Annotated in this window: 29 protein-coding genes and 1 pseudogene; 19 read left to right on the top strand and 11 right to left on the bottom strand. The window is 65.7% G+C overall.

The window, feature by feature from the left end; all coding sequences use genetic code 11:
- Positions 1–5: 5 nt before the first annotated feature.
- The 3 genes from OXQ95_RS00255 to OXQ95_RS00245 are packed head-to-tail and all read left to right on the top strand — an operon-like array spanning position 6 to position 2,097.
- On the top strand, positions 6–878 hold the full coding sequence (locus OXQ95_RS00255; RefSeq protein ID WP_267379192.1) for a permease: 873 nt from the start codon (positions 6–8) through the stop codon (positions 876–878).
- Complete coding sequence (locus OXQ95_RS00250; protein ID WP_242097330.1) at positions 875–1,411, top strand: YdcF family protein; 537 nt, start codon at positions 875–877, stop codon at positions 1,409–1,411. Before OXQ95_RS00255 ends, OXQ95_RS00250 begins: the two co-directional genes overlap by 4 nt.
- A complete protein-coding gene (locus OXQ95_RS00245; RefSeq protein WP_267379189.1) occupies positions 1,411–2,097 on the top strand; it encodes a 1-acyl-sn-glycerol-3-phosphate acyltransferase in 687 nt (228 codons plus the stop codon). Before OXQ95_RS00250 ends, OXQ95_RS00245 begins: the two co-directional genes overlap by 1 nt.
- 325 nt (positions 2,098–2,422) lie before the next feature.
- Here the strand turns inward: OXQ95_RS00245 and OXQ95_RS00240 are convergent, their stop codons facing one another.
- On the bottom strand, positions 2,423–3,331 hold the full coding sequence (locus tag OXQ95_RS00240) for a prephenate/arogenate dehydrogenase family protein (RefSeq protein ID WP_267378140.1): 909 nt from the start codon (positions 3,329–3,331) through the stop codon (positions 2,423–2,425).
- Positions 3,331–4,422, bottom strand: a complete 1,092-nt coding sequence (gene hisC, locus OXQ95_RS00235) for a histidinol-phosphate transaminase (RefSeq protein ID WP_267378137.1) — start codon at positions 4,420–4,422, stop codon at positions 3,331–3,333. The genes OXQ95_RS00240 and hisC overlap by 1 nt, the downstream gene beginning before the upstream one ends.
- Before the next feature lie 59 nt (positions 4,423–4,481).
- On the opposite strand from hisC, the gene OXQ95_RS00230 reads away from it, so the two are divergent.
- Genes OXQ95_RS00230 through OXQ95_RS00215 form a run of 4 tightly spaced genes read left to right on the top strand, consistent with a single transcriptional unit; the run spans position 4,482 to position 7,061 of the window.
- Positions 4,482–5,600 (top strand): homoserine O-acetyltransferase, encoded by a 1,119-nt coding sequence (locus OXQ95_RS00230; protein ID WP_242097333.1) that lies wholly within the window; start codon positions 4,482–4,484, stop codon positions 5,598–5,600.
- Complete coding sequence (locus OXQ95_RS00225; protein ID WP_267378134.1) at positions 5,597–6,034, top strand: GNAT family N-acetyltransferase; 438 nt, start codon at positions 5,597–5,599, stop codon at positions 6,032–6,034. Before OXQ95_RS00230 ends, OXQ95_RS00225 begins: the two co-directional genes overlap by 4 nt.
- The gene (metW, locus tag OXQ95_RS00220; protein ID WP_267378133.1) at positions 6,031–6,669 is read left to right on the top strand and encodes a methionine biosynthesis protein MetW; all 639 of its coding nucleotides are present in this window, start codon (positions 6,031–6,033) and stop codon (positions 6,667–6,669) included. The genes OXQ95_RS00225 and metW overlap by 4 nt, the downstream gene beginning before the upstream one ends.
- Positions 6,670–6,677: 8 nt before the next feature.
- Positions 6,678–7,061 carry a response regulator gene (locus OXQ95_RS00215; protein ID WP_267378131.1) on the top strand — a complete coding sequence of 128 codons (384 nt, stop codon included), beginning with the start codon at positions 6,678–6,680 and terminating at the stop codon, positions 7,059–7,061.
- Positions 7,062–7,107: 46 nt separating this feature from the next.
- On the opposite strand, the gene OXQ95_RS00210 is transcribed toward OXQ95_RS00215, so the two are convergent.
- From OXQ95_RS00210 to OXQ95_RS00185, 6 genes and pseudogenes are all read right to left on the bottom strand, one after another.
- Positions 7,108–8,631, bottom strand: coding sequence for a PAS domain-containing protein (locus OXQ95_RS00210; RefSeq protein WP_267379186.1), 1,524 nt, complete (start codon positions 8,629–8,631; stop codon positions 7,108–7,110).
- Positions 8,632–8,655: 24 nt separating this feature from the next.
- On the bottom strand, positions 8,656–9,216 hold the full coding sequence (ssb, locus tag OXQ95_RS00205) for a single-stranded DNA-binding protein (RefSeq protein WP_267378129.1): 561 nt from the start codon (positions 9,214–9,216) through the stop codon (positions 8,656–8,658).
- A gap of 11 nt (positions 9,217–9,227) precedes the next feature.
- Positions 9,228–11,090, bottom strand: a complete 1,863-nt coding sequence (locus OXQ95_RS00200; protein WP_267378126.1) for a ferrous iron transporter B — start codon at positions 11,088–11,090, stop codon at positions 9,228–9,230.
- A gap of 1 nt (position 11,091) precedes the next feature.
- Entirely contained in the window at positions 11,092–11,355 is a 264-nt protein-coding gene (locus OXQ95_RS00195; RefSeq protein ID WP_267378123.1) for a FeoA family protein, read from the bottom strand.
- Positions 11,356–11,420: 65 nt separating this feature from the next.
- A complete protein-coding gene (locus OXQ95_RS00190) occupies positions 11,421–12,401 on the bottom strand; it encodes a hypothetical protein (RefSeq protein ID WP_267378120.1) in 981 nt (326 codons plus the stop codon).
- A pseudogene (locus OXQ95_RS00185) lies at positions 12,398–13,132 on the bottom strand (glycosyltransferase family 2 protein); the annotation flags it as partial. The pseudogene OXQ95_RS00185 and the gene OXQ95_RS00190, both read right to left, overlap by 4 nt.
- 171 nt (positions 13,133–13,303) lie before the next feature.
- On the opposite strand from OXQ95_RS00185, the gene OXQ95_RS00180 reads away from it, so the two are divergent.
- The 6 genes from OXQ95_RS00180 to OXQ95_RS00155 all read left to right on the top strand — a co-directional run bounded on the left by OXQ95_RS00180 (position 13,304) and on the right by OXQ95_RS00155 (position 15,797).
- Positions 13,304–13,549 (top strand): hypothetical protein, encoded by a 246-nt coding sequence (locus OXQ95_RS00180; protein WP_267378117.1) that lies wholly within the window; start codon positions 13,304–13,306, stop codon positions 13,547–13,549.
- A 138-nt stretch (positions 13,550–13,687) separates the two neighbouring features.
- Complete coding sequence (locus OXQ95_RS00175) at positions 13,688–13,993, top strand: hypothetical protein (protein ID WP_267378115.1); 306 nt, start codon at positions 13,688–13,690, stop codon at positions 13,991–13,993.
- Between the two features lie 171 nt (positions 13,994–14,164).
- Positions 14,165–14,650, top strand: a complete 486-nt coding sequence (locus OXQ95_RS00170; RefSeq protein ID WP_267378112.1) for a helix-turn-helix transcriptional regulator — start codon at positions 14,165–14,167, stop codon at positions 14,648–14,650.
- Between the two features lie 49 nt (positions 14,651–14,699).
- A complete protein-coding gene (locus OXQ95_RS00165; RefSeq protein WP_267378109.1) occupies positions 14,700–14,993 on the top strand; it encodes a hypothetical protein in 294 nt (97 codons plus the stop codon).
- 26 nt (positions 14,994–15,019) lie between these two features.
- Complete coding sequence (locus OXQ95_RS00160) at positions 15,020–15,481, top strand: hypothetical protein (protein WP_267378106.1); 462 nt, start codon at positions 15,020–15,022, stop codon at positions 15,479–15,481.
- Positions 15,471–15,797, top strand: coding sequence for a hypothetical protein (locus OXQ95_RS00155; protein WP_267378103.1), 327 nt, complete (start codon positions 15,471–15,473; stop codon positions 15,795–15,797). The genes OXQ95_RS00160 and OXQ95_RS00155 overlap by 11 nt, the downstream gene beginning before the upstream one ends.
- Positions 15,798–16,031: 234 nt before the next feature.
- Here OXQ95_RS00155 and OXQ95_RS00150 read toward each other — a convergent pair whose 3' ends face one another.
- Both OXQ95_RS00150 and OXQ95_RS00145 read right to left on the bottom strand, forming a co-directional pair.
- Entirely contained in the window at positions 16,032–17,603 is a 1,572-nt protein-coding gene (locus OXQ95_RS00150) for a recombinase family protein (RefSeq protein WP_267378100.1), read from the bottom strand.
- Positions 17,604–17,705: 102 nt separating this feature from the next.
- A complete protein-coding gene (locus tag OXQ95_RS00145; RefSeq protein ID WP_267378098.1) occupies positions 17,706–17,885 on the bottom strand; it encodes a hypothetical protein in 180 nt (59 codons plus the stop codon).
- A 45-nt stretch (positions 17,886–17,930) separates the two neighbouring features.
- On the opposite strand from OXQ95_RS00145, the gene OXQ95_RS00140 reads away from it, so the two are divergent.
- The 4 genes from OXQ95_RS00140 to OXQ95_RS00125 all read left to right on the top strand — a co-directional run bounded on the left by OXQ95_RS00140 (position 17,931) and on the right by OXQ95_RS00125 (position 24,247).
- Positions 17,931–19,238 (top strand): hypothetical protein, encoded by a 1,308-nt coding sequence (locus OXQ95_RS00140; RefSeq protein ID WP_267378095.1) that lies wholly within the window; start codon positions 17,931–17,933, stop codon positions 19,236–19,238.
- Between the two features lie 20 nt (positions 19,239–19,258).
- Entirely contained in the window at positions 19,259–21,661 is a 2,403-nt protein-coding gene (locus OXQ95_RS00135) for a hypothetical protein (RefSeq protein ID WP_267378093.1), read from the top strand.
- 53 nt (positions 21,662–21,714) lie between these two features.
- On the top strand, positions 21,715–23,448 hold the full coding sequence (locus OXQ95_RS00130) for a hypothetical protein (RefSeq protein ID WP_267378090.1): 1,734 nt from the start codon (positions 21,715–21,717) through the stop codon (positions 23,446–23,448).
- 262 nt (positions 23,449–23,710) lie between these two features.
- Positions 23,711–24,247, top strand: a complete 537-nt coding sequence (locus OXQ95_RS00125; RefSeq protein WP_267378088.1) for a hypothetical protein — start codon at positions 23,711–23,713, stop codon at positions 24,245–24,247.
- Between the two features lie 11 nt (positions 24,248–24,258).
- Here OXQ95_RS00125 and OXQ95_RS00120 read toward each other — a convergent pair whose 3' ends face one another.
- Entirely contained in the window at positions 24,259–24,432 is a 174-nt protein-coding gene (locus tag OXQ95_RS00120) for a hypothetical protein (protein WP_267378084.1), read from the bottom strand.
- 130 nt (positions 24,433–24,562) lie between these two features.
- On the opposite strand from OXQ95_RS00120, the gene OXQ95_RS00115 reads away from it, so the two are divergent.
- Complete coding sequence (locus tag OXQ95_RS00115; RefSeq protein ID WP_267378081.1) at positions 24,563–25,057, top strand: hypothetical protein; 495 nt, start codon at positions 24,563–24,565, stop codon at positions 25,055–25,057.
- A 412-nt stretch (positions 25,058–25,469) separates the two neighbouring features.
- Positions 25,470–26,267, top strand: a complete 798-nt coding sequence (locus OXQ95_RS00110) for a KilA-N domain-containing protein (protein ID WP_267378078.1) — start codon at positions 25,470–25,472, stop codon at positions 26,265–26,267.
- Positions 26,268–26,273: the final 6 nt, after the last annotated feature.

Below are 26,273 nucleotides of genomic sequence, written 5' to 3'. Positions count from 1 at the left end.
TGGCGATGAACCGGGGCCACCGCGAACGCCGGGTGCTCGACACCGCGGGCGATTTTCGCGCGATGACGGGGGTGATGGCGATCATGCTGTTCCTCACTTTGCTCGCCGCCGCCATGGGGCTCGCCACCGCGGGCGCGTCGCGGCTGCTCGATCGGCAATTGGCCGGGCGGCTGACGGTGCAGGTGGTGGATGGTGATTCGATGCGACGCGACGTGACCGCGGCGCGCGCGGCGGCGATCCTGCGTCAGGTGGCCGGCGTTACCCGCGTGCAGCCGGTCGATCATGCCGCACTCGCCCGGCTGCTGGCGCCGTGGCTCGGCAGCGACGGCGCGGACCCTGAATTGCCCGTGCCCGCGATGATCGACGTCGATCTGGCCGCGGGCGGCGATCCCGGCCGCGTCCGCGCCGCGCTCGCGCCGCTGGCGGGGGTGCGCGTCGATGCGCATGAAAGCTGGATGAGCCCCGTCAGCGGCGTGCTCCACACCATGGTGCTGCTCGCTATCGCGCTGGTGGCGCTGATGACGGCGGCCACGGCGGCGGTGATCGTGCTGGCCGCGCGCGCGGGGCTCGAGACTCACCGCGCGACGATCGAGGTGATGCACATGCTGGGCTCGACGGACGTGCAGGTCGCGCGGCTGTTCCAGCGCCGGCTGGCGCGCGACGCCGCGATCGGCGGCGCGATCGGCGGGATCGCGGCGGTGGCGGTGATCCTGCTGGTGGGCACGCGGCTGGCCGCGCTCGGATCGGAGCTGCTGGGCAACGTGACGCTCGCGACCGGCGACTGGGTGGTGCTCGCGCTACTGCCGCCGGCCTATGTGCTGCTGGCGACGATCGTCGCGCGAGTGGCGGTCGTCACGCGTCTGCGGCGCACGCTGTGATCGTGCGCGCGCTCTCGGTGCTGGGCATCCTCTGGGCGCTGGGCTTCGCGGTCTTCATGCTCACGCTCCCCGGGCCGCTGGACGAGGGGACGACCGACGGCATCGTGGTGCCGACCGGCGGGGCGGGGCGGATCGATCGCGGGCTGGCGCTGCTGCGCGATCACCGGGCGAAGCGGATGCTCGTCACCGGGGTAGGCGCCGGGGTGCGCCCGCGCGATCTGGCGCGCGAATATCGCGCTTCGCCCGCGCTCTTCGCCTGCTGCATCGATCTGGGGCGCGAGGCGGTCGACACGCGGTCCAACGCCGAGGAGACGACGCGCTGGATGCTGGAACACCATTATCGCACGATCCGGCTCGTCACCTCGGACTGGCATGTCGCGCGCGCGACGATGGAATTGCGCGCCGCCGCGCCGCGCGGCACCGTGGTGCTGGGCGACGGCGTGCCGAGCAACCCGCGGCTGATGACGACGATCAACGAATATGACAAATTGCTGCTGCGCCGCGTGGCGCTCTGGTCGGGGATGGGATCGTGATCGCCTGGATCCGCACTTTGGTGTTCCGCACGATCTTCTACGGCCTGTCGGTGCCGATCGTGGCGACGGTGCCGGTCAGCGCACTCTTCGGGCAAAAGGCGGTGATCGCGCACGCCACGGTGTGGACGCGGTTCCACGCCTGGGCGACGCGCGTGCTGCTCGGCATCCATGTCCGGATCGAGGGCGTGTTGCCCGAGGGGCCGGCGCTTTATGCCGCCAAGCACCAGGCGATGTTCGAGACGATGGAGCTGCAGCGCATGCTCGACGGCCCCGCCATGGCGCTGAAGCAGGAGCTGGCGGACATTCCGGTCTGGGGCTGGGCGACGCGGCGCTACGGCGCGCTGGTGGTCGATCGCGACGCCTCGTCCACCGCGCTGCGCAAGATGATGCGCGAGGCGGCGCTGGCGAAAGGGCAGGGGCGATCGATCCTGATCTTCCCCGAAGGCACGCGCGTCCTGCCCGGCGAACAGCCGCCGCTGAAATCGGGCTTTGCCGGCCTCTATCGCCTGCTCGCGCTGCCAACGGTGCCGGTCGCGTGCGACAGCGGCGTGCTGTGGCCCAAGAAGGGCGCAAAGCGGGCGGGCACGATCACCTTCCGCTTCGGCGAGGTCATCCCGCCGGGTCTGGGCCGAGAGGAGATCGAGGCGCGGGTGCACGCCGCGATGAACGCGCTGGACCGGCCGTAGTCGGACGCTCTGAAAAGCAGGTGTTCACGCGTAGGCGCGGAGGAGGTCAGCCACCTGTCGCGCCAGCGGCCTTTCATCACCTGAGTGTCGGATAACGGCGCGCTGCCGCGCGGACGACATCTCCGCGCCGCCGCGTGAACCCCACTGCGCGTCGTCGCGACCCCGACCGTGTGATTTCAGCCGCGCGCGGGATTGTACCTCTCCCATTCGCCCTGAGCCTATCGAAGGGCCTGTACCGAATGCGAGGGCTCGCCGGCGCAAGCGTGCTTCGACAAGCTCGGCACGAACGGGATGGGCGGGCGCGATCGAACGAACGCCATCCCCTTTACCCGTGGGTGCGCCCGAAATCGGGGGCGGCGTCGTCCTGGCCCTGCTCGACGATCGATCGCCGCACCGCGCGGGTGCGGGTGAACAGGTCGAACAGCTCGTCGCCCTTGCCCCAGCGGATCGCGCGTTGCAGCTGGCTCAGATCCTCGCTGAAACGCTGGAGCATTTCCAGCACCGCCTCGCGGTTGGTGAGGAACACGTCGCGCCACATCGTCGGGTCCGAGGCGGCGATGCGCGTGAAGTCGCGAAACCCGCCCGCCGAATATTTGATGACCTCCGACTGCGTCACCGCCTCCAAGTCGCTTGCGGTGCCGACGATCGTATAGGCGATCAGGTGCGGCAGGTGGCTGGTGATCGCGAGCACGCGGTCGTGATGCTCGGGCGTCATCGTTTCCACCTCCGCGCCCAGCCGCTCCCAGAACGCGCGCACGCGCTCGACCGCGCCCTCGGGCGCGTCGGGGGTGGGGGTGACGATGCACCAGCGGCCCTGGAACAGGCTGGCGAACCCCGCCTCGGGGCCGCTGCGCTCGGTGCCCGCCACCGGGTGCGCGGGCACGATCACCGCACCCGGTAGCGCCTCGCGCAGCGCGCGCGCCACCTCCGCCTTGCAGCTGCCGACGTCGCTGACGATCGCCTCGGCCGGCAGATCGTCGGCGAACGCCGCCGCCAGCGCGCCCATCGCACCGACCGGCACGCACAGGATGACGAGATCGGCATCGATCACCGCCGCGCCCGCGCTCTCCGCGATGTCGTCGCAGAGCTGCAGCCGGTCGGCGGTCGCGCGTACGTCGGGATCGGCGTCATGCCCGGTCAGCCGCACCGTCGGCATGCGCGCACGCACGCTGCGCGCGATCGACGATCCGATCAGCCCGAGTCCCAGGATGGACACGCGGGCAAAGGGCAGCATCAGCCCGCCCGCTCGACCAGCCGGCGCAAGGCATCCGTCACGCCGCGCGTCTCCGCCTCGGTGCCGATCGAGATGCGCAGCGCCTGGGGCAGGCCCTGATTGGGCAACCAGCGCACGATGTAACCCGCGTCCATCAGCCCGTGATAGGCCGCCTCCGCGGTCAACGCGCCCTCGAACAGCACGAGCACGAAATTGGCCTTGGACGGCACCGCGTGCAGGCCCATCGTGCCGATCTCGCCGGCGAACCAGTCGCGCCAGCGCGTGTTGTGCGCGCGCGTCGCCTCAACGAAGCCCGCATCGCCGATCGCGGCGATCGCGGCGGCCTGGCCGGCGGTCGTCACGTTGAACGGCGCGCGGATGCGGTGCATCGCGTCGATCACCTGCGTGGCCGCATAGCCCCAGCCGATCCGTTCGGCGGCAAGGCCGTGGATCTTGGAAAAGGTGCGCGTGACCAGCACGTTCGCTTCGGTCATCGCGAGCGCCAGCCCGGCATCGTCCTCCTCGGGCGTCAGATATTCGGCATAGGCCTGGTCGAGCACCAGCAGCACGTCTTTGCGCAGCCCCGCGTGCAGCCGCGCGATCTCGGCGCGCGGCGTGAACGTGCCGGTCGGGTTGTTCGGATTGGCGACGAACACGATGCGCGTGCGCGGCGTCACGGCGGCCAAAATCGCATCGACGTCGGTGGCGTAATCCGCGTCCGCCGCGATCACCGGCTCGGCGCCCACGCGCCGCGTCGCGATCTCGTAGACCGCAAAGCCATAGCGCACGAAGATCACCTCGTCGCCCGCGCCCGCATAGGCGCCCGCGGCCAGATGCAGGATCTCGTCCGATCCGGTGCCGTAGATCACGCGCGCGGGGTCGAGGCCGTACGCCCCCGCCAGCGCCTCGCGCATCGCGCCCGCGCCCGCATCGGGATAGCGTTCCAGCGTGCGGTCGGCGGCGTCGAACGCGGCCTTTGCGGCGGGGCTGGTGCCGAGCGGGTTCTCGTTGGACGAGAGCTTGGCGACGGTGCGGCCGTCGTCGGTGGTCGATCGGCCGGGAACATAGGGCGCGATGCCCAGGATCCAGGGTTTGGGGGCGGGGGCTGTCATGGCCGGGCCATAGCGGCGCGCGGCTTGCGTTGCAAAGCGCCGCGCCCTAGCCAGCCGGCATGTCCGACGATCCGCGCTTCGGCCTCTCGCGCCGCGTGACCCTGGCCCAGCCGCTGCGGCTCGACGGCGGCGGCGTCCTGCCCGCGGTCGACATCGCGTACGAGACCTATGGCACGCTCGATGCCGATGCCGCGAACGCCGTCCTGATCTGCCATGCGCTGACCGGTGACCAGCATGTCGCCTCGGCCCACCCGCGCACCGGCAAGCCCGGATGGTGGACGCGCATGGTGGGGCCCGGGCGGCCGATCGATCCGGCGCGCCATTTCGTGATCTGCGCCAACGTGCTCGGCAGTTGCATGGGGTCGTCCGGGCCGGCCAGCATCGATCCCGCGACGGGCGTGCCCTGGGGGATGCGCTTTCCCGTCATCACCATCCGCGACATGGTGCGCGCGCAGGCGATGCTGCTCGATCATCTGGGCGTGCGCGTGCTGGCGGCGGTGGTCGGCGGGTCGATGGGCGGCATGCAGGCGCTGTCCTGGGCGGCGAGCCAGCCCGATCGGCTGCGCGCCTGCGTCGTGATCGCCGCGACCGCGCGCCACACCGCGCAGAACATCGCCTTTCACGAGGTCGGGCGGCAGGCGATCATGGCCGATCCCGACTGGCGCGGCGGCGCCTATTACGCCGATGGCGAGCCACCCGCGGCGGGCCTCGCGGTCGCCCGGATGGCGGCGCACATCACCTATCTGTCGGAAGCCGGCCTTACCGAGAAATTCGGTCGCAAGCTGCAGGACCGCGAGGCCAAGAGCTTCGGCTTCGACGCCGATTTCCAGGTGGAAAGCTATCTGCGGCACCAGGGGATCAGCTTCGTCGATCGGTTCGACGCCAATTCCTATCTCTACATCACGCGGGCGATGGACTATTTCGATCTGGCCGAGGAGCATGGCGGGCTGCTCGCCAACGCCTTTCGCGCGTCGCGCGCGCGCTTCTGCCTCGTCAGCTTCGATACCGACTGGCTCTACCCCACCGCGCAATCCCGCACGATCGTCCACGCGCTGAACGCGGCGGGAGCGCCGACCAGCTTCGTCGAGCTGTCGAGCCCGTACGGTCACGACGCGTTCCTGCTCGAATCGCCCGAGCTCAACCGCGTCGTCGACGGTTTTCTGAGGGCATCGGCATGAGCGCCATCCTCCTGTCCGACGATCCCGCCCAGCTCGATATGGACCGGATCCATGCGTGGCTCGCCTCCAGCTACTGGTCGCCCGGGATCGCACGCGCCCTGGTGGAACGGGCGATCGCCGGCTCGCATCCGCTGGGTGCGTATCGAAATGGCGAACAGATCGGTTTCGCGCGGGTGATTACCGATCACGCGACCTTTGCCTGGATCGCCGACGTCTGGGTCGAGGAAACGGCGCGCGGGCAGGGGCTCGGGCGGGACATGGTGCGCTGGTTCGTCGACCATCCGCGCTTGGCCGGCGTTCGCCGCTTCGCCCTCGTCACGGCGGATGCGCACGGCGTGTATGAAGCGGTCGGCTTTCGTTCGCCGATCCGTCCGGAGCGTTTCATGGAACGGCTCGATCCGGCGTTCATGGCCGCGCTGAAGGCCGCGCCATGAGCCTGCGCCCCGATCTGGCGGTGATCGCCGACCATGTCGCGCCGGGATCGCGCGTGCTCGATATCGGGTGCGGCGACGGCCAGTTGATGGCGGCGCTGCGCGACCGACGCGGCGTCGACGCGCGCGGGCTGGAGATCGATCCCGGCAACGTCGCCACCGCGGTCGCGCGCGGCCTGTCGGTGATCCAGGGCGACGCCGATATCGAGCTTGCCGCCTATCCCGATCGCAGCTTCGACTATGCGATCCTCAGCCAGACCCTCCAGACCGCCCGCGCGCCCGATGTCGTGCTCGATCATCTGTTGCGGATCGGCATGCGTGCGTTCGTCTCCTTCCCCAATTTCGCGCATTGGCGCGTTCGGCTGTCGCTGCTGTGGGGCGGGCGGATGCCGGTGACGCGGCTATTGCCCGAACGCTGGTACGACACGCCCAACATCCATCACGTGACGATCGACGATTTCCGCCATTTCCTGAACGGCCGCGGGATCGTGGTGGAGGGCGCCTGGTTCCTGTCGCGCGGCAAGCGGACCACCGCGGCGGGGGCCAATCTGATGGCGGAACATGCGGTGTTTCTGCTCAGCCGAAATGGTTGCGCGGAACTTGCGGCGCGTGCAAAGGTTCCAACGCGGACCCTTTAGGAAATGCCGTGAGCAAGACTGCCCTTATCGTCGAAGACGAGATCTTCGTCGCCCTCGATCTCGAACGCATCCTCACCGATGCGGGCTATGTGGTGGGCGGGATCGCGGCCGACCGGGCGAGCGCGCTCGAAGCCGCGCCGGGGTGCAGCTTCGCCTTTGTCGACGTCAATCTGCGCGACGGGCCGACGGGCCCCGCGATCGCGGAGGCCATCGCGCGCGATTATGGCATCAAAGTAGTCTTCGTGACCGCCAATCCCGCGCAGATCGGGCAGGGGGGCCAGGCATTGGGCTATATCCGCAAGCCGTTCAGCGAAGCCGATATCCTCGCCGCCGCCGCGCTGGCGGGCGAAGGCCAGGCACCCGGCACCGCGCTTCTACCGATCGGCGGCTGATCGCCGGCCCGGTCTCGCAGTGAGGGCAGCGGAACGGACGCGCGCTTCAGTTCCGCCGTAGCGCTTCGATCGGCACCAGGACAGTCATCGCCAGCCCCTCGGGCCGCCAGTCGCGCGTGACCGCCCCGCCCAGCTGACGGACAGCGCTCATTTCGATGAGTTGGCTGCCGAACCCATGTTGCTCGGGCGTTTCGAGGATGCGCGGGCCGCCCGTCTCGCGCCAGACGAGCCGCACCGTGTCGCCGCGCTGTTCGATCGAGACCGCGACGCGACCGCCCTCGATGGCCAGCGCGCCATATTTGGTCGCGTTGGTGGCGAGCTCGTGAAACAGGAGCGCGAGCGGCGTGGCGGACTGATCGTCGATGGCGATGTCCGCACCGTCCACCGTGAGATGGCGCCCCTCTTCGGGCTGATAGGGCGCGAACAGCTCGTCGAGCAGGCCGATGAGGCTGTCCTGCCTAACGCTCGGCCGCGACCGCGCGCTGTGCGGCCGCACGAAGTCGTGCGCGCGGCCCAGCGCGGTGATCCGGTGGCGCAGATCGGTCGCGATCGGGGCGAATGCGGGGGTTCGCCGCGCGGCGAAGCTGATGAGCCCGGCGACCACCGCGAAGATGTTCTTGATCCGGTGGCTCAGCTCCTGGCTGATGACCTCGCGCTCTTCGAAGGCGAGCTTCTGTTCGTGGATGTCGGTGCACGTCCCGAACCATCGCACGATGGCGCCGCCCTCGTCGCGCATCGGCAGCGCCCGGCCGAGCACCCAGCGATAGGTGCCGTCGAAATGGCGCAGGCGGTATTCGATCGAATAGGGCTCGCCCGTCTCCAGGCTGTGGCGCCAGGTCGTCCAGGCGCGGTCCTGGTCCTCGGCATGGAACATGCCGTTCCAGCCCTCGCCATCGGTGGTGCCGGACGGCGCGCCGGTGAATTCGTACCAGCGCGCGTTGTAATAGTCGTGATAGCCGTCCGGCAGCGTCGACCAGACCATCTGCGGCATGGTGTCGGCCAGCGTGCGGAACTTCAGTTCGCTCGCCTCCAACGCGCGCGCGGCGGCCGCCTGATCGACCGTCCGCGCGATCGCGCCGCGGCGATCGTCGAGCCGCGCCATCACCAGGCTGGCGAGCATCGTCAGGCCCTCGCGCTGCAGCGGCGTGAGCCCCTCCGGACGCGGCGTCGTGTCGAGCACGCACACGCTGCCCAGCGCCACGCCGTCCGACGTGACGAGCGGCATGCCCGCGTAGAAGCGCACCTGCGTCTCGCCGGTGACGAGGGGGTTGTTCACGAAGCGCGGGTCGCGCGTGGCGTCGCGCACCTCCATCAGCCCGTCCTGGCCGATCGCGTGCGTGCAGAACGAGATGTCGCGCGGCGTGCCCGTCATGGCGAAGCCGGTGCGCGCGAGGAAAAGCTGCTCGGTCTCGCCCACCACCGTGACGAGCGCAACGGGCGCCTCGCACAGCCGCGACACGAAAGCAGTCACGTCGTCGAGGGCGCCCTCGTGGCGCACCGCTTCGATGTCGTAAGCCGAAATCACGCGCGTGCGTTCGGCTTCCGACGAAGGATCGACCGCATCGGCCATGGTCAAGCGGGTCGTGGCCCGGGCCTAGAACGGCACGTCGTCGTCGAGATCGTCCGAGAAGCCGCCACCGCCGCCGCCTTGGCCGAACCCGCCGCGCGAACCGCCGCCCGAGGAGGCGCCGCCACGACCGCCCGAAGGGCCGCCGCCGAAATCGTTGCCGCCGCCACCGCCGGCCCAGTCGTCACCGCCGCCGCGGCTCCCACCGCCGCCGCCGCCGCCACCCTGGCCGCCATTCGGGCCGTCGAGCATCGTCAGCACGCTGTTGAAGCCCTGAAGCACGATCTCGGTGCTGTACTTGTCCTGGCCCTGCGCATCCTGCCATTTGCGGGTCTGCAGCGCGCCTTCGATATACACCTTCGATCCCTTGCGCAGAAATCGCTCGGCGACGTTGGCCAGCCCTTCGTTGAAGATCGCGACCGAATGCCATTCGGTCTTTTCCTTCCGCTCGCCGGACATCTTGTCCTTCCACGATTCGGACGTGGCGATGCGCAGATTGACGACCTTGCCGCCGTTCTGGAACGACTTGCTTTCGGGATCGCGGCCCAGATTGCCGACGATGATGACCTTGTTGACGCTGCCCGCCATATGACGCCCCTTCAGAAGCCGGCGAGCACCGCCAGCCAATATGTGATTCCGGCCATGATGTAGGCGGCAAAGAACAGATAGCCAACCATGAAGGCGGGCCATTTCCACCCGTTCGTCTCGCGCCGGGTCACCGCGATGGTCGATATGCATTGCGGCGCGAAGACGAACCACATCAGGAAGGCGAGCGCCGTCGGCAGGCTCCAATGACCGCGCAGATCGGCGACCATCGCCTCGCCCCCCGCATCGCTTTCGGGATGATCGACCGCATAGACCGTGCCGATCGCCGCCACCGCCACCTCGCGCGCCGCCATCGCCGGGATCAGCGCGAGCACGATGTCGCGGTTGAAGCCGATCGGACGGAAGCCGGGCTCGATCGCATTGGCGATCCGCCCCGCCACCGAATAATTGACGCTCGACACCGGGCTGCCGATCGGCGGCCGGGGAAAGCTGAGCAGCGCCCACAGCACGATCGTCGTCGTCGCGATGATGGTGCCGGCGCGCTTCAGGAAGATTTCGGTGCGGCTCCACAATCCCAGCCCCACGTCGCGCAGCCGCGGCATCTGGTATTTGGGCATTTCCATCATGAAGCCCGACGACGCGCCCTTGGTCACGGTGTTGCGCAGGATCAGCGCCACCACGAACGCGCCGACCACGCCCATGACGTAGAGCGCGAGCATCACCAGCCCCTGCAGCCCGACGAGCGGCAGCACCTGCCGGTTCGGGATGAACGCGCCGATCACCAGCGTGTAGACGGGCAGGCGGGCGGAGCAGGTCATCAGCGGCGCGATCAGGATGGTGGTCAGCCGGTCCTTCTCGTCCTCGATCGTGCGCGTCGCCATGATGCCGGGCACCGCGCAGGCGAAGGAGGAGAGCAGCGGGATGAACGCCCGGCCCGACAGGCCCACCGCGGCCATCATCCGGTCCATGAGGAAGGCCGCGCGCACCATATAGCCGCTCGCCTCCAGCACCAGGATGAAGAGGAACAGGATCAGGATCTGCGGCAGGAACTTCACCACCGCGCCGATCCCGGCGATCACGCCGTCGGTGAGGAGCGAGCGCAGCACGGTGTTGGGCATGATGCCCTTGATCGCCTGCCCCACCGAATCGAACGCGGCGGCGATCGCATCGGCCGGTCCGGCACCCGCGGTGAACACCGCCTGGAACATCACGAACATGATCGCGACGAGCAGCAGCGGCCCGGCAACCGGATGAAGCGCCACCGCGTCGAACGCGTTCGTCCACCGGCGTACGGGCGATTCGGCCACGGTGGCGGCGCGCGCGATGACGCGGGCGCGGCGTTGCAGCGTCACGATATCCTGCTGCACGCTGCCGTCGGAGGCGCGCAGCCGCGCCGGCCCCGCACCGACCATGCCGCCCAGCTTTGCCTTCAGCTCGTCGATCCCGCGCCGCCGGACGGCGACGGTGGGGACGACCGGCACGCCCAGCTCGCGCGCGAGCAGCGCGGCGTCGAGCGTCAGCCCGTCGCGTTCGGCCAGATCGACCATGTTGAGCGCGACGACGATCGGCAGCCCGAGCGCGATGAGCTGGAGCGTGAAGCGCAGGTGATTGTCGAGATTGGCGGCGTCGACCACCACGACGAGCGCATCGGGCAGCCGCTCGCCCGCCTGCGTGCCGGTCACGAAATCGCGCGTCACCCGCTCGTCGGGGGAGGAGGGATCGAGGCTGTAGGCGCCGGGCAGGTCGACCAGCTCGACCGGACGGCCATCCTCGAGGATCAGCCGTCCCGAATGCCGCTCTACGGTGACGCCGGGATAATTGCCCACCTTCTGCCGCGCGCCGGTCAGCGCGTTGAACAGCGCGCTTTTGCCGGCATTCGGATTGCCGACCAGCGCCACCAGGGGCGCGGCATGCATGTCAGTGGGCGAGGGGCGCGACGTGGATCGAGGCGGCGACCGCACGGCGCAGCGCAACCGTCATGCGGCCGATACGGCACGCGATCGGGCCCTGGCCAAGCGTGGCCCGGTGCAGCACCTCCACCCCGACGCCCTCGTCGAAGCCGAGTTCGCGCAGGCGGCGCGCTTCGGGCGCACCGAGGCGGTTCCATTCGATCGTCTCGACCGTCGCCTGGCACCGGCGCGGCAGAGTTTCGAGGCTGATGTGCGAGGCCATGAACTTCATATAGCGCTGATGCGAGTGAGTATCAATTGCTTTCCTGGGCCGTCGCCGGACGACCGCGAGGGGCTTCAGAAGTCGCTGCCGATCGTGAAGGCTGGCCCCGAACCGGGATGGGCCGCACCTGCCAGCCGTTGGCGCCAGTCGAGCGCCAGCCGCAGGTTGCGCCCGGCCACCGGCAGCGCGAGCCCGGCGGTGGGCCCGAGATCGAACCGCGCGGCGCCGCGCTGCGCGCTGCCCCAGGCGCCGAGGCCCAGATCGAGCCGGGCATGGCCGATCCGCGCGGTGGGGTGGGTGAGGCGCGCGGCGGTATCGATGAACCCCTCCACCCCGTCGCGGGCGATCGCGCCCGCCTGGCCATAGGCCTCGATGCGGACGCCGGGCAGGATCTCGGCCGGGCCATAGCCACCGATCACCCCGATCGTCGGTCCTCCGCGCCCGCCGTCGAGCACGAAGCGCTGCTCCGCGATCAGGCGGAACGGCAACCGAGTCGGCTTCCATTCCAGTCCGATCGCGGCCTCCTTGCCCGTACCGCTCAGCGGCGTGGCGAGCCGCGCGGCGATCGCCACGCGCCGGCCATGGCCCAGCGCGTAGGTGAGCCGGACGCCGGCCTGCGAGGCGCCGAGCTGCCCGCCCGACACGGTGCCGCCCGCGCCGCCGCGCGCCAGCAGCCACGCGCTGCCGGCGAGCCTTCCCGGCCCTGCGGCGATCGGCGTCGGCCGAAGCGGCGCCGTCAGGATGCCGGGCATCGATCGTGGCGCGGCGACGGCAACCGGGCCTCCGGTCATGGGCGGCGACTCGGGCGGGCTCTCGGGTGGCGCCACTGGCGCCTCGGCACGCGGCACGCGGGTGAGCGGAGCGACGTGCAAGAATGGCGTCGGGCGTGCGAACGCCGCCGCTTCAGGCAGGAATATCTGCGCGACGAGCGGCGGCGCCAACGCGCGCATCAGCGGCTCCAGGGGTTCCGCGCCCGGCACGAGCATCGCCGCGCGCAAGCCCACCCAACCGACGATCGTGACAGTGAGGAAGCGAAGCGGCCGCCCGTCTCTCACCGACCCTCTGCGACCAGTTCTGCGGGAAAGGCGTGGACCGTCTTGTCCCACACGGTCGGCGCGCCCCGCAGCATCGCCACATAGCGGAACAGCGCGCGCCGCGCCGCCAGCAGCGCGATATAGTTGCCGACAACGAAGCGCGGTGCCGCCCAGAGCGCCTCCCGCCAGCCATAGGCGGCGCCGGTGAACGCCATCCGCGACCCGATCCGCCAGATCAGCAACGCCGTGTTGACCGCGATCAGCCAGGACGGATGCATCGCGACCCCAGGCTCGCCGAGCCCCCAGCGCAGCGCGCCGTCCGCGCCCCAGCAGACCAGCGCGCCATAGGCGATCGCGAGCACCAGCATCGCGAGCGGCGCGCGCCGGTCGCGCATTCGCATCCAGTGATCGCCGATCGCCGCCGCGCGCGACCAGCCCGTCCGGTCCCATCCCGCGAGCGCGATCCCGGTCAGCCACCGCGCCTTCTGGCGAACCGCGGCATCGATCGTGGCGGGGAAGAAGGCACGCACCGCGACGAGCGCGCCATCCTCGTCGCGAACCCTGGCGAACGTCGCCCGGCCGCCCAGTTCGGCGATGCGCAGGCCGAGTTCGTAATCTTCGGTCAGACTGTCCGCATCGAAGGGATCGCCGCTGCGCTGGCCCGCGATCGACTCCAGCATCGGCACCGAAATGGCGCAGCCCGTGCCCGCGAGCGGCATGCCCGCACCGAGCGCGGTGCGGACGACGATCGTCTTGGCATGCGCTTCAACGCACTAGGCGTTACCGCAACGCGGCTTCAGGGCGCTTCAGGAAGTACCAGGAAGTGTCAGGAAGTCTCAAAGGGCACCGATAGGGATCATTAGCGGTTGTATGCGAGAATCGCAGCGTGTTAGGAATCTCTAACAGCCATGGGAGCCCCCGCCATGAACGCCCTTCAAAACGAGATCGATGGGAACTTCGACAGTTTCCAGCGCCTCGTTCAGCAGTACCTGCCTGCTCGAAAAGGCGAGTGGGCATTGCTGCGCCATGGAGAGATCATCGAATTTTACCCCAGCGCCAGCGTCGCTGAAGGCAACGGCATGGCGCGATACAAAGACGACATGTTCTCTATCCAGGAAGTGACTGACGAGGTGGTGGACCTCGGCTTCTTCTCCCACGTTATCGCCTAGGTGCGGACGATCGCAGGAGCGGTCGATCGGCACCGCCGGATTTTAATCGATGTAGCGGTGCAGCCTGCGCAAATTGTGGTCCCTGGCGTTGCACCAACACCCTTTATAGCATCCAGTTCGGTCAGCGCACTCCGTGGGTTGATCGACACCGGTGCACAAAGGACGTGCATCACCCGTAGCGCCGCGCAGGCCATGGGACTCCGGCCGCGAGGAAAAATGCGCCTAGGCGGGGTCTCCAGCATCGAACACCATAACCAGTACCGCTTCGCCCTAGCCGCGATCTACGATGACGACGGGGTGCGAGGGTATTACTGGTTCGACGAGGTAAACGGCGTAGACTTCAGAGACAACGGCGATTTTGATCTTCTTATCGGCATGGACGTGATCGCTCAGGGCGATTTAACAGTCATGCGCAGCGGCCGCTTCACTTGGCAGTTGCCATAGCGAAAGCTCCGGCCGCCGCTTCCGCAGCTTCAACATCGCCACGGCCGAACCCATGACAGGGACAGGAGGCCGAAGGCGGAGGGCGACGACGTATTTTTCTGAAACGCGCGTGTTTGTGTCCGGGCAACATTCTGGATCGCAAGCGTCGCCGTTCCGTCCTAGTTAATCTATATGACGATCCTCACGGACCAGCGTTTTGACCGGCTGTCACCTCGCCAGCGAGAATGCCTGCGGCTGGCCTACGACCGCAAGCGCACGAAGGAGATCGCGGCGATCCTCGGCCTGTCGGTCGGCACGGTCGGGACCTACTGCACCGAGGCGATCCGCATCCTTCGTGCGCGCGATCGAGTTGATGCGGCCGAACAGCTGCACGCCTTCGAGCAAGGCATGAAGATCCCCCAAAAATTCGAACTCGATCCTGTAGGGGTAGGGAAATCGTCGCTTTCACCGGCAACTGGGGTCAGCGAACCAGCTATGCCCATGTGGCGAAAGCTGGTTCCTTTCCGCCCGACAGGAGCCGCCTACAATGACCTCAGCCCCCTCGCTCGCCTCATCTGGATCCCCATCATCGCTCTCGTCTTCGCAGTCGGGTTCGGCGTCCTCGCAGACACCGTCCGCCTCGCCTCTGACATTGTCGCTGGTCGAGCGACGCGATGACCTGGCGCGTCATGCCAACCTTGATGAGCTCGCAAACGCCCTAACGGATATGGAACGGCTGATCCGCGACAGCTATGCCGCAAGCGCACGCGTCAACGCAGCGTTCGCAGCGGCATCGAGCGCCGAGGGTCTTCCTCCGCTGACTGGCCACCAGTTCATCTCGCAGATGAGCCGGGTGACGTTGCACATCAGCGATGCCCTCGGACACAGCGCTGACGGCCATCGGCTCCTCCGCCGGCTTGGCGACTCGCTCGGTTATGACGTTCATGCTTTTGGCGACACGAACTGTCCCCCCCAAGCCTCCGACATTGCGGTGGTCGGTCCTACGTTGGCCGTGGCCTGATCATACGCACATCAGGATAGGTGGCAGTGACGCACATTCTTGTCTTCTATGCTGCTCTGGCGCTCGTCTCCGCTCACGCCGTTTACCGGGGAGGAGCGCCAGAGCGTCTAGTCGGCATCATGCTGTTCGTGGCGGCTCTTGCCAGCACGGCGGTCACCTATCCCGGACGCACCTACGCCGAGGTGAACACGTGGGGCCTTGCGGTAGATGTCACGCTTATGATCGGCCTGATGGCAGTGGCAGCGCGAGCTGATCGCTACTGGCCCATGTACATCGCTGCCCTTCATCTGCTGGATGTCGGCGTGCATGGTGTGCGTGCGTTCGATCCAACCATCCTGCCAGTCGTCTACCTCAGGGCTCCTGCATTCCTTGGCTACCCTATGCTTGCGCTCCTCGTGCTCGGCACGCTTCGGCACTCTCGCCGACTAGATGCAGGCCTACCTGAGCGCGCGTGGACGCCATTACAAAGACCAATATATGCAGTTTGATGACGAACACCCCCTTCTACGTGAGAAGGCTAGGAAGCTGTACGATGATCACGAGCGACGCAGCGTGATGTTTGGTATGAAGTTGGTAACGGATCACGCTTGGGAACTGCTACTCAGTTTGTTCGTGCAGGCCCCTCATCCTCTAGGCGCGGCGCCTGAAACCGATCGAAATTCAGAATCCACTTCTACGGTACGCCTGCAATGGATGCGTGCTCTGGCTGATGAAGGACTGACAGCTCTCCCCAATGGTAATAAGCCGGCGAGCTTGTCACAGCAGGGCTATGACAAAATGGTCATTTATCTGCGTTCGATTTAATTTCATTTGATGGTAAGAAGCTAAAGCCCAGGGCTAAGCTATGCCAGCTTGATCCGTCAGGGTCCGTGGCGTGGATAGGATTGGGTGTGCAACTTAAATCAATGATCGATTCACTAAGTGAATTGTTGCGCTGCGCTGACGAAGCAAAAGAAACCATGTTGGCGTTGAAGCTGGCCGAATGCCTCGATTGTGCTGAAAAGCTGGCCGGGACACAGGCTAACAAACTCGCTGGACCTACAGCGACGAACTGAGCCGGGGGACGGCGAGCTTCAGCACCTCGTCGATCTGCCGCACGACCTCCAGAGCGACTCCCCGTGGCGCGTCCGCGGGGATCGCGACAACCCGTGCGATCAGCTTTCGCAGCTTCGGCACCGCTTCAAGCCGTGTGGCTTCGTCCGCGAGCGACTGCTCCAGTTCGGCAACCTCGCGGCGGTACTGGTCGGCCAGCCCGGGATGAAGCGAAAGGATCGGTAGCGCCTCCATGCTCGCCATCTCCTTGGCCAGCCGATCGCGCTCGTCTCTCGCTCCGGTGAGCAGCTCGCGGATCTCGGCAAAGTCGCTGCCACCGGCCGCCACTGCATCCACCAGGCGCTGCACCTTGCGCGCTGCTTCGTCGAACTTGCGCTGAGTGCGATCTCGATCCTTGGCCATGGTGGCCGTCACTCGCGCATGCTCACGGTGGTATTCACGCAGGTAAGCGGACACGACGTCGGGTGCGAGCATCTGCCCCTTCAACTCGTCCAGGACGCGTCGCTCATATTCTTCGGTCCGGATCAGCCGACGGTTGGCGCACGCGTGACCGGCGTCGGCCCGGCTGCATCCCCAATACCCCTTCCGGGTGATGATCCAGTTGCTCCCGCATATCCCACACTGACCGATGCCGGACAGCACGTGTTTGGGACGGCGCTGGCGCTCGGGGCTTGGTGATGATCGGCGCTCGATTTGCTCCTGCACCTGGTCGAACAGCGCATCGGTAATGATGCGGAGGTGAGGGGCCCATCCTTCGTGGATGCCGCCCGTGCCGGGTTTGGTCCGACGTTCGCGAGTGCGAGGATCCACGACGCTCTTGCTCCGGCCGTAGCTCAGCCGGCCGACGTAGATGGGGTTGCAGAGGATGCCGAACCCGATCGCGCGGTGACCAATCAGCGTCGAGGCTCGCCAGATTCCACGCCTCGGCGGAGAGATGCCTTCGACGTTCAGCCGTTTGGCGATAGCCAGCGCGCTCTGCCCAGCCGCGTACTCGTGATAGATGCGCTGCACGATCTCCGCCTGATCAGGCTCGATCTCACGCAGGCCGCGAACGGGCTCGCCGCGCTCGTCGAGGTGCGGCACGCGGCGGTAGCCATATGCGATGCCCGATGCGGCCCGGCCCTGGTTGATGTTGCCGACGTGCCCGCGCCTGACCCGGTGCGCGAGGTCCTTGCGCATGCGGGCGTCGAACAGGCCTTTGATCGTGCCGGTGATCTCGTCGACTTCACCATCAATCAGCGTGAACAGGCGAGCGCCGGCATATTGAAGCCGCTCGCGCACCGCGAAGGCGTCGCCCTGATGACGCGCGATCCTATCGGTGGCTTCGGTGAGAACCTGGTCGACACCGCCAGCCTCGACATGGGCGAGCATAGCATGCAGCCCCGGCCGCTGCGTCGTATCCAGCCCTGCGGCGCCGCTGATTGCATGGTCGTCGTATATGCCCGCAATCGTCCAACCTTCACGGGCTGCCCGCTCGCGACACGCAGCAATCTGGTCCTCGATCGAACGAGGGTTCTGGAGTTGGCTACTGTAGCGAGCGTAGATGACGGTGCGCACGGGGCGATTCCTTGCGAGCAGCCTGTATGTCCCGCACCACGTGAGCCCGTGCAAGGGCTTCCGCGAATGCGATCAGGTCCGGGTGGGACGCTGCCGCCCGCATCATGCTGCTGCGCGAGAAACCGCGGTGGGGAAGGCGACCACGATACGTTCGCCATCGTCGCCGCCACCATAGGTCGAGCCCTGCCAGTCGCCGCAGAACCGCGTCTCATGAGTCCGCGGGAACATGGACACCGGGAACGCCGAGTTGCCCTGCACGACGATGACCGAACAGATCACCACGCTTCAGCAGCGCCTCTCCAACGCCCAGATCCCATAGGAGCGATCATGATGAAGCTCGTCCGCCTCGCCGCAATCATCGCGGCGGGGTTCCTCGCATGCGCGCCTGCCGCGGCGCAGCGGCTCAATGCCTTCCCGCCGGCCGGACCTGCCAGCGGCACGGACACCGTGCTGGCACAGCAGCCGAGCCTCTGCATGTCGGGCACGACCTGTTCCGGCGTCCTGATGACGCTCAACCAAATCGTCGGCTATGCGGGTTCCTCCGGCACGTTTCAGCCGAGCGACGCCGACTTAGCCGCGATTGCGGCGCTAACATCGTCACCCACAGCCCGCGCGACCACGCCGTTCGGCCTCAGCCTGCTGACGCAGCCGGACGCGCCGACGACGCGCAACACGCTCGGCCTTGGGTCGAACGCCACAGACAGCACCGCACGCGTGCCCACGTCGCTGACGATCAGCACCGCGGCGCCGCTCGCCGGTGGTGGAACGCTCACCGGCAACCTCGCGCTGTCGATCGGCGCGGCGACCAGCAGCGCGGCGGGCACGATGTCCGCGGCGGATAAGTCCAAACTCGACGGGATCACCGGCACGAACACCGGCGACCAGACGAATGTCACCGGCAACGCTGGCACCGCAACCAAGCTGGCCACGCCGCGCGCGATTAATGGCGTGCCATTTGACGGATCGGCACCGATCACGATCAACGCCAGCGACACCACGGCACGGCTAGCCGTCAGTAACAATCTGTCTGATGTTGCCTCCGTCGCCGCCGCACGTACGAACCTTGGCCTTGGCACCGCGGCTACCGCCAACACCGGCACGAGCGGCGCGACGGTGCCGCTCCTGAATACCGCGAATACATGGGGCGCTGCCCAGACCTTCGCCGCCAAGATCGTCGGCGGCCAGGCTGCCGGCAGCATCGGCGTCGATATGGCGACAGCGGACAATTACTTCAGCGTCCGTGTCTTGGCGAACATGAACGCGAGCAGCGACGGAATCTATCTTGGCTATAATAACGGCAACAACGGGCTTACCCGCCTGTTCGGTGGCGGCGCAGGGGGTGCGTCTCTGAACATGGGGCTGTCGGCGCTGGTGCCGAGTAACGACGGTGCCGTGGGCATCGGGTCCGCGTCGGCCAGGCTGTCGTCCATCTACGCAGCCACTGTGCTGGGGACGACGGTGCAGACCACCGGCGCCAGCACCGTCTCTGCGCTCGTGACCTGCAACACCGCCGCGCGCGGCACCCGCTCGGTGGTCACCGATGCAACCGCGCCGACTTTCCTAAGCCCGCTCATGGGTGGCGGAAGCGTCGTGGCGCCCGTCTTCTGCAACGGCTCTGCCTGGGTCGCAGGCTAACTTCCTCCTGCAAGGACATCATGATGCTGCCATATGCAACGCAGGCCCTGGGTGGCTGGCGCAACGAAGCCTGCCTGATCCCGATCGCCGTCCCCGGCGTCGATCTCGCCGCGCTGTCGATCCGCGGTCAGATCCGCCAGAGCGGCGACAACCCGTTCCTGACGCAGGATCTGCCCCAGACGGCGGATCCTGCGGCGAGCGGCATCCGCATCCTTCCGACGACCTTCGACGTAGCGGGCGTGCCAACCGGCCATGCCGCACTCCAGGTCACCAAGGCGGCAATGCAGGCGCTGCCGTACGCCGGCGAGGTGGGTGATCCCTGGATCGGAACCTATGCGATCCAAATCTCGGGCTCGACGCGTCTCACCGGAGCCTTCTTGGCGCTGGCCTCTCCGATCGACAGCGATGGCGCTCCCGCTAACCGGCCGGTGAGCGTCGGCGGGGGCGGATGCGGTGTCGCGACGGCAGGGATCGTGCTGACGATCGGAGACAGCGGCGTTGCGGTGTCGGTCGCTGGCATGGACCTGATCCAAGTCGCCCTGTCGCAGGCGAGCATCGCCGCAGCTGCGCTGGTGGTGACGGCGCAAGCCGCGGTCGCGGCAGCCAAGACGCAGGCCGACCGGGCGCAGGCATACGCCAACCAGCTTCCCGACTTCGTCCAAGGCTCCCCCGGCGCGAGCGCGACTGAAGTGGGCCTGTTCGCTGCGGCAAAGGGGATGGCCTTTGCCGGCGGCATCAACCGCATCCGCACGACCGGCCGCCAGTTGCGCGGCGATGGTGGCGCGGCCAGCTATGTCCGGTGGGTGGCACCGATGCCGGCGCTTACGGCCGCGCAGCAGGATTATAGCTGGTTCCAGGCGGCGGACGGATCGCAGTGGGTGCTGGAAGCGGGTCAGCAGTTCATGGCGGCAATGTTCGGGGCGCTCGGCGGGAACGGTATCGATGCGCGCCCGATCCTGAACGCGGCGCTGGCGGCGCCCATGGTCCAGACCCTGAACCTTGGGCCGCTGTCGCATTACTGCTCGATCCCACCCAGCGCTGTCGACGCGATCATCGCGCTTCCTGCCGGCAAATGGCTGGTCGGCATCACGCGATCGGTCAGCGCGATCTATGTCGTTCCCGTAGCATTCGGCACGCGCAGCCGCGCGGTTCAGGTCGTCCAGCATACCGACGACGTGAATGGCGGCTCGCGCGACTATTCGGTCTACTGCCAGAGATCCGGGCTCGGCGGATCGCTTGGAGATCGTGTGGCGGGCGTGACGATCCGCGCTCAGAATGTGGACGGCTGCGGGACAACTGTCGAGCGTGTCGATGTCTATGACGCAACCGGCTACGCGCACTATGACAGCGCCGATTATGGCGGTAGCGGGCCGCAGCGCAAACTCCGCGGCATCGAACGACGCGAGTGCCGGGCGTTCAACTCTCAGGTATGCTTCGAGAGCACCGGCGACGCCGAAGTGCTTCGCGAGGACTGCTACGCCAACGTCTCGATCACGACCTGGGACGGTGGCGCGTTGGTGCCCTGCGAGGTCATCTACCATGAATACGGCCCGATCTACAAAGTCCGGAGCCTGCGCTGTGTCGGCTTCGGTCAAGCTGGCGCCGGGGCGCATCCGATCACTGCGGACGCGTACGATCTTCGCACCGTCATCTACGAGGACTGCGACATCGAGGTGACCAACGCGGTGCCGGCCATCATCGCAATCGGGCAGATGACCCACGGCACCCTCTACGTCGTTCAAGACTTGCAGCTCCTCAACTGCCGCTTTGTATCGGCGAATGCCGCTGGCGCCAGCTTTGCCAACACGGCGGCGATTATCAGAGGCGGGACGTATATTGGGGGCAACAGCGCGGCGAATGGGCTTGGTAATGGAGCCGGTATCGACGTCAGCATCGGCGCGATGCTTGATCTCTATGCGCCGTCGCTGACCGGAAATAGCGATCCGGCCGGCCAGGGTGCATCTTATGGGCTCAACCAGCAGGCAGGTGTGGTGCGCTGGCATGGCGCGGGAATCCTGACGGCGAATGGCCCCGCTGGTCTTCAATTCGCATACAGCGGCACGGTTCAGTTCGCAGCGACGCCGATCATGACGCCGACGACCGCGGGCAGCGGCAGCACCCTGCCCAGCTATCGCCAGCGTGTCCGCGGAGAAGCAGCCGAGACGAGCTGGGCCAGTTACAACCCGGCTGCCGGCAACCAGCGCTACTTCGTCAACATCGCGCTGATGACCTCCGTTGCCAGCCGCGACCTGACTGATGTGATGCTGTCGCTGCATGGGCCGGACGGCGATCTGACTTTCGCGCAAGCGCCGTTGTCGTGGAATTGGCAATCGGATGCGCTGATCCAGGTACAGATTGCCTCATCTGTCGCGCTGCCGAGCGGCTTCGCAATTCGCTACATGCTTACTGAATGGTCCACTTAAGCAATCTATCATTACGACAAGATCCGTGCTTAGCTTCCTCAGCGGAGAGAAAAATGATCTATATCGTAGGCACATTCACTCAGGCAACAGCCACTTCAATCGATGATGCGACAGATGTCATACGCACGAGCGGACGAGAAGCGGCCAACGACGGTGGCGCTGCTACCTATCAGCGCACTGCTGCAACGCTAGATCCGTCACAAGAGGGTTACAGTTGGTTCCATTCAGCTGATGGTGCGATGTGGCAACTCGCGTTGGACCAGCCGTTTTACGCCGCGCAGTTTGGTGCCTTGGGCGGCGCGGAAATTGATGCGCGATCTATCTTAAACACTGCGCTAGCGGCGCCGATGGTACAAACACTTAACCTCGGTTCGCTTTCGCACTATGTTTCGATCCCACCGTCAGACGTAGAGGCGGTTATCATTGTACCTTCTGGTAAGTGGCTGGTTGGTGTCACACGATCAGTAAGTTCAATATACATTATTCCAGTTCCGTTTGGAACTCGGACTACCCCGGTGCAGACAGTTTATCATCTTGATGATATTAACGGAGGCAGTTGCAATTACTCGGTATATTGCCAGCGTTCGGGGTTGGGCGGTTCGCTGACCGACCGGGTCGCGGGCGTTACAATCCGTGCGAAGAATCAAGACGCGTTTGGTACCATAATCGAACGAGTCGATGTTTATGACGCGACCGGCTACGCTCATTATGATTCGGCTGATTACGGCGGTGACAATGGGCAGCGCAAAATGCGCGGTATTGAACGCCGCCGATGCCGCGCCTTCAATTCTCAAGTTTGCTTCGAGAGCACCGGCGATGTCGAGGTGCTTCGCGTCGATTGCTATTCCAACACCGAGACGACGACTTGGGACGGCGGCGCGTTGGTGCCCTGCGAGGCCATCTATCACGAATACGGCCCGATTTTCAAAGTCCGGACCCTGCGCTGTGTCGGCTACGGGCAGGCCGGTGCGGGAGCCCTCCCTGCTGCGGTTGATCCATTCAATCTTCGAACCGTTATCTACGAGGATTGTGCTATCGAGGTGACGAACGCGGTCCCGGCCTTATCAGTGCAAGGTCAGGTGATTAGCGGCGCAACTTACGGCGTCCTTGACCTTCAGATCGTTAATAGCCGCTTCGTGTCCGCCAACTCGGCAGGTGCAAGTCTAAATTATACGACGGCGCAGATCAGGGGCGGCAAATTTGTCGGTGGGGCAAACGCGTTAAATGGACAAGGTGACGGAGCGGGGATCGACGTTTCCACAGGTACCATTCTCGACATCTACGACGCGGACGTGACCGGAAATTCAAATCCGACTGGACAGGCGGCGGCGAATGGTCTCTTCAATCAAGCAGGTGTCGTTAACGTGTTCGGCGGCAGAATTCAGGCGGTTGGGCCGGCGGGGTTGATGCGACCGGTAGCTGGCGCGATCACCGTTGTAGCCCCTGCACTGCTAACGCCAGTGCTAGCGTCGAACGGTAGTGCCTTACCGCTGTACCGCCAGCGAGTTCGTGGTGAGAAGGCGCAACCAACTTGGGGCAGCTACAACCCCGTCAGCGGGAACCTTCGCTACTTCGTCAATGTTTCACTGCCAACTTCTGTCGCTAGCCAAGACCTCACCGACGTCGTCCTTACATTACGTGGCCCAAATGGCGATCTCACGTTCGCTCAAGCGCCTCTGTCTTTTAACTGGCAATCAAACGCGCTCATCCAAGTGCAAATCGCGGCGCCGATAGCGCTTCCAAGCAACTTCGCACTTCGCTACTCGATTATCGAGTGGCTCTCTTAAAGGTCTATCCTGGCCGCCCCAATTTAAAACAGTAAGCGGCGACGGCGTTTCGGCTTTACGCGAATAGCGGACTTGATACGGTGCAAATCACACCTGTGCCAGACGGCATTCGCGGCGAGTGACCTATCGCCTTCGGGCATTTAGGTGGCTCGACAGACTGAATCATCATGACATCTTATGATCCTGCCATCGCGTATCTTCGCGGGGCAGGATGCATCGAATGACGCCTCGCATTTTGCTCTGCGGGTAGCTGGAGAACCAAATGATCATCACCATGCTGGTTGCCGCTGCGGCTGAGCCAGCAGCGCCGAAGACGATCCTCGACGGCTATATGACCGTCGCTGGCCTAATCCTGCTCGTGGGTCTCGCGGGCAGCGTCATGACGATCCTGCGCGCTCTTCGGGCCACCCGGCTGGAGAACGAAAAGGCCATGCAGGAGCGGGAAGACCGCTTCATGGGCCAGATCGACCGGCACAACGACAGCGTCGAGGATCGGCTGAAGACGGTCGAGGTGAAGTGCTCCGACTTCATGCCGCGCGTGGAGATCGAGAAGGCGATCGACCACCTGAAGGATAATCGGCTCACCGTCGAGCAGGGCCTCAAGGACCGGATCGACGGCAACAGCGGCGACATTCGCGCCATGCTGATCTCGATCGGCAAGCTCGAGCAGAAGCAGGATGGGCTTGCCTCCGACATGAGCGAGATCAAGCTGCTGCTGAAAGAACAGGCGCGGGACACCGGCGCGAGGTTCGATAAGCTCCAGGACTGCGTGAACGCGATCGGCCGCAAAGTGGCTTAAAGGCTAGGACGCTACTTCCCCTTCGCCACTCGTCTTTCGTCAAGAACATTTTGCCAGTCAGGAAATACTTTTTCCTGATGACGCACTCTGGCCCGTGCACGGGCGGCACTCCGACTTCTCCGAATGAAGAAAAAAACAGCGGCGATGACGAAGATTATCATGGCACCTATCAGGATCACGCTCATGACTTCACGTCCTTGCAAAAAGTACGCTGTAGCAGCCGTTCTATGAAGCCCGTGTGACTTCAGTTTGAAGAGGAGAACACCAATGGCAGATACCAAGCCGCCCCTCGCGGGCGCGGCGCCGAAGTCGCGCGTGGCGGCCACAGCGACCAACGCCGCAGGCCTTGCCGCCGTGGCTGTGATGACCGCCGCGCTCGCGGTTGCCGGGATCAAGCCCGACGAAGGCAAGGTCAACCGCACCTATCTCGATGTGGCGAAGATCCCGACCTATTGCTTCGGCCACGCCGATCGCACGTCGAAGGTCGGCACGCTCCACACGGACACGCAGTGCGAAACGATCCTCGCGGCCGACGTGAAGCTGGAACAGGATGGCGTCGCCGCGTGCGTGCCGGGGCTCCGCTCGCGCCCTTACCAGTGGGCGGCGTCCACCCGCCTGGCGCACAACATCGGCGTGCCGGCGTTCTGCGGCTCTGGGGCTGCGATCCACTTCAATCGCGGCGATTGGCGCGGTGGATGCGACCTATTCATGCCCTGGAACAAGGCGCGCGTGGACGGCAAGCTGGTCGAGGTGCGTGGGCTGACGCTGCGCCGGCGACGAGAGCGGGCGCAGTGTTTGATTCGCACCTAATGTTCTTGATTCGTCTCTAAACCGGCGTTGAAGAACGAAAAGTGACCAAGCCCGAGGAAAAGTTTTTGTTCCCGACCCGTTCTCTTGCGTTTTCGGCGGCCCGCAGACGAGCGCGCGCCGCGCACATTTTCACTTGACCAAATTGAGAACACTGGATGTTCCACGAGCCGTTTCAGCGACAAAGTCAGGCGTCGCTTGACGCAACTGGCCCTTCGCAGGTATTTACGAATGGTTGATGAGCATTCGGCTCTGAAACGCAGAAACCGCGCCAGGGTGGACTAGACCCAAACGCGGCTTCTGGTGAAAGCAATGACCCGTGGGAGGGACATCACCGTGGCTTCGGATGATATCTATTGCGTGTTGACACCATCGTCAACGTCCCTCGATCGGGTTCCGAGTAGGACGATGGATAATGAGCACGTCACCGACACAGCATAGCGCCAGCCAATTTCAGCTCACGCTCGTGCCGCACACATATCAAGGTTCGCTGATCCAGCAGCGCGCGACGGATGGCTACATCAACGCTACAGCGATGTGCAAAGCCGCCGGATCGGAGTGGTCCGCATATCGGCGTATTGGGCAGACCGAAGCGTTTATCACGTCGTTGGAGAGGTCCCTGCAGATTCACAGGGACCTCCTCATCCAGTCGATCGTGACCGGGGCGAATGACGTACGCGGCACCTGGGTTCATCCGCAAGTCGCCATCAATTTAGCAAGCTACCTGTCTGGCGACTTCGCCGTTCAGGTTTCCCAATGGGTACTGGATTGGATGTCGGGAAAGGGCGCCCCAAGGCGACCCGCTGAGCTCCCGTTTCACATTCGACGCTATTTAGCGAACCAGTACAGCGTGCCGACCGGGCATTTTTCGGTGTTGACGGAGCTCACCCTGCTACTAATCGCGCCGATGGAAGCGCTCGGTTACTCGCTTCCTGAGCGACTATGGCCCGATATCTCGTCGGGGCGCATGTTCGCGAAGTTTCTGCGCGATGAGCATGGGATCGATACTGACGCTATGCCAACGTACATCCACACCTTTGAGGACAAGCGGCAACCAGTGCGGGCAAAGGCCTACCCCGAAAAAATGATCCACCACTTCCGCGCGCACTTCCGCAACGTATGGCTGCCGCAGCGGGCTGCCGACTATTTCGCTGATCGCGACGGGGCTGCATTGGCCTATCTCCCGCGGCTGCTCACTCGCCGCGCCGCTTAACCCAGG

The sequence above is a fragment of the Sphingomonas sp. GC_Shp_6 genome (assembly GCF_026540835.1).
GTDB lineage: Bacteria > Pseudomonadota > Alphaproteobacteria > Sphingomonadales > Sphingomonadaceae > Sphingomonas.
This window is presented reverse-complemented; position numbering and strand designations above follow the sequence as displayed.

Excerpts from the sequence above, each read along its gene's own strand:
- OXQ95_RS00140 (WP_267378095.1), top strand. The coding sequence starts at position 17,931 with ATGATGAAGCTCGTCCGCCTCGCCGCAATCATCGCGGCGGGGTTCCTC.
- OXQ95_RS00130 (WP_267378090.1), top strand. The coding sequence starts at position 21,715 with ATGATCTATATCGTAGGCACATTCACTCAGGCAACAGCCACTTCAATC.
- OXQ95_RS00195 (WP_267378123.1), bottom strand. The coding sequence starts at position 11,355 with ATGAAGTTCATGGCCTCGCACATCAGCCTCGAAACTCTGCCGCGCCGG.
- OXQ95_RS00240 (WP_267378140.1), bottom strand. The coding sequence starts at position 3,331 with ATGCTGCCCTTTGCCCGCGTGTCCATCCTGGGACTCGGGCTGATCGGA.
- hisC (WP_267378137.1), bottom strand. The coding sequence starts at position 4,422 with ATGACAGCCCCCGCCCCCAAACCCTGGATCCTGGGCATCGCGCCCTAT.
- OXQ95_RS00165 (WP_267378109.1), top strand. The coding sequence starts at position 14,700 with ATGGAACGGCTGATCCGCGACAGCTATGCCGCAAGCGCACGCGTCAAC.
- OXQ95_RS00180 (WP_267378117.1), top strand. The coding sequence starts at position 13,304 with ATGAACGCCCTTCAAAACGAGATCGATGGGAACTTCGACAGTTTCCAG.
- OXQ95_RS00155 (WP_267378103.1), top strand. The coding sequence starts at position 15,471 with ATGCAGTTTGATGACGAACACCCCCTTCTACGTGAGAAGGCTAGGAAG.
- metW (WP_267378133.1), top strand. The coding sequence starts at position 6,031 with ATGAGCCTGCGCCCCGATCTGGCGGTGATCGCCGACCATGTCGCGCCG.
- OXQ95_RS00210 (WP_267379186.1), bottom strand. The coding sequence starts at position 8,631 with ATGGCCGATGCGGTCGATCCTTCGTCGGAAGCCGAACGCACGCGCGTG.
- OXQ95_RS00135 (WP_267378093.1), top strand. The coding sequence starts at position 19,259 with ATGATGCTGCCATATGCAACGCAGGCCCTGGGTGGCTGGCGCAACGAA.
- OXQ95_RS00255 (WP_267379192.1), top strand. The coding sequence starts at position 6 with ATGAACCGGGGCCACCGCGAACGCCGGGTGCTCGACACCGCGGGCGAT.
- OXQ95_RS00120 (WP_267378084.1), bottom strand. The coding sequence starts at position 24,432 with ATGAGCGTGATCCTGATAGGTGCCATGATAATCTTCGTCATCGCCGCT.
- OXQ95_RS00230 (WP_242097333.1), top strand. The coding sequence starts at position 4,482 with ATGTCCGACGATCCGCGCTTCGGCCTCTCGCGCCGCGTGACCCTGGCC.
- OXQ95_RS00225 (WP_267378134.1), top strand. The coding sequence starts at position 5,597 with ATGAGCGCCATCCTCCTGTCCGACGATCCCGCCCAGCTCGATATGGAC.
- OXQ95_RS00110 (WP_267378078.1), top strand. The coding sequence starts at position 25,470 with ATGAGCACGTCACCGACACAGCATAGCGCCAGCCAATTTCAGCTCACG.
- OXQ95_RS00170 (WP_267378112.1), top strand. The coding sequence starts at position 14,165 with ATGACGATCCTCACGGACCAGCGTTTTGACCGGCTGTCACCTCGCCAG.
- ssb (WP_267378129.1), bottom strand. The coding sequence starts at position 9,216 with ATGGCGGGCAGCGTCAACAAGGTCATCATCGTCGGCAATCTGGGCCGC.
- OXQ95_RS00125 (WP_267378088.1), top strand. The coding sequence starts at position 23,711 with ATGATCATCACCATGCTGGTTGCCGCTGCGGCTGAGCCAGCAGCGCCG.
- OXQ95_RS00200 (WP_267378126.1), bottom strand. The coding sequence starts at position 11,090 with ATGCATGCCGCGCCCCTGGTGGCGCTGGTCGGCAATCCGAATGCCGGC.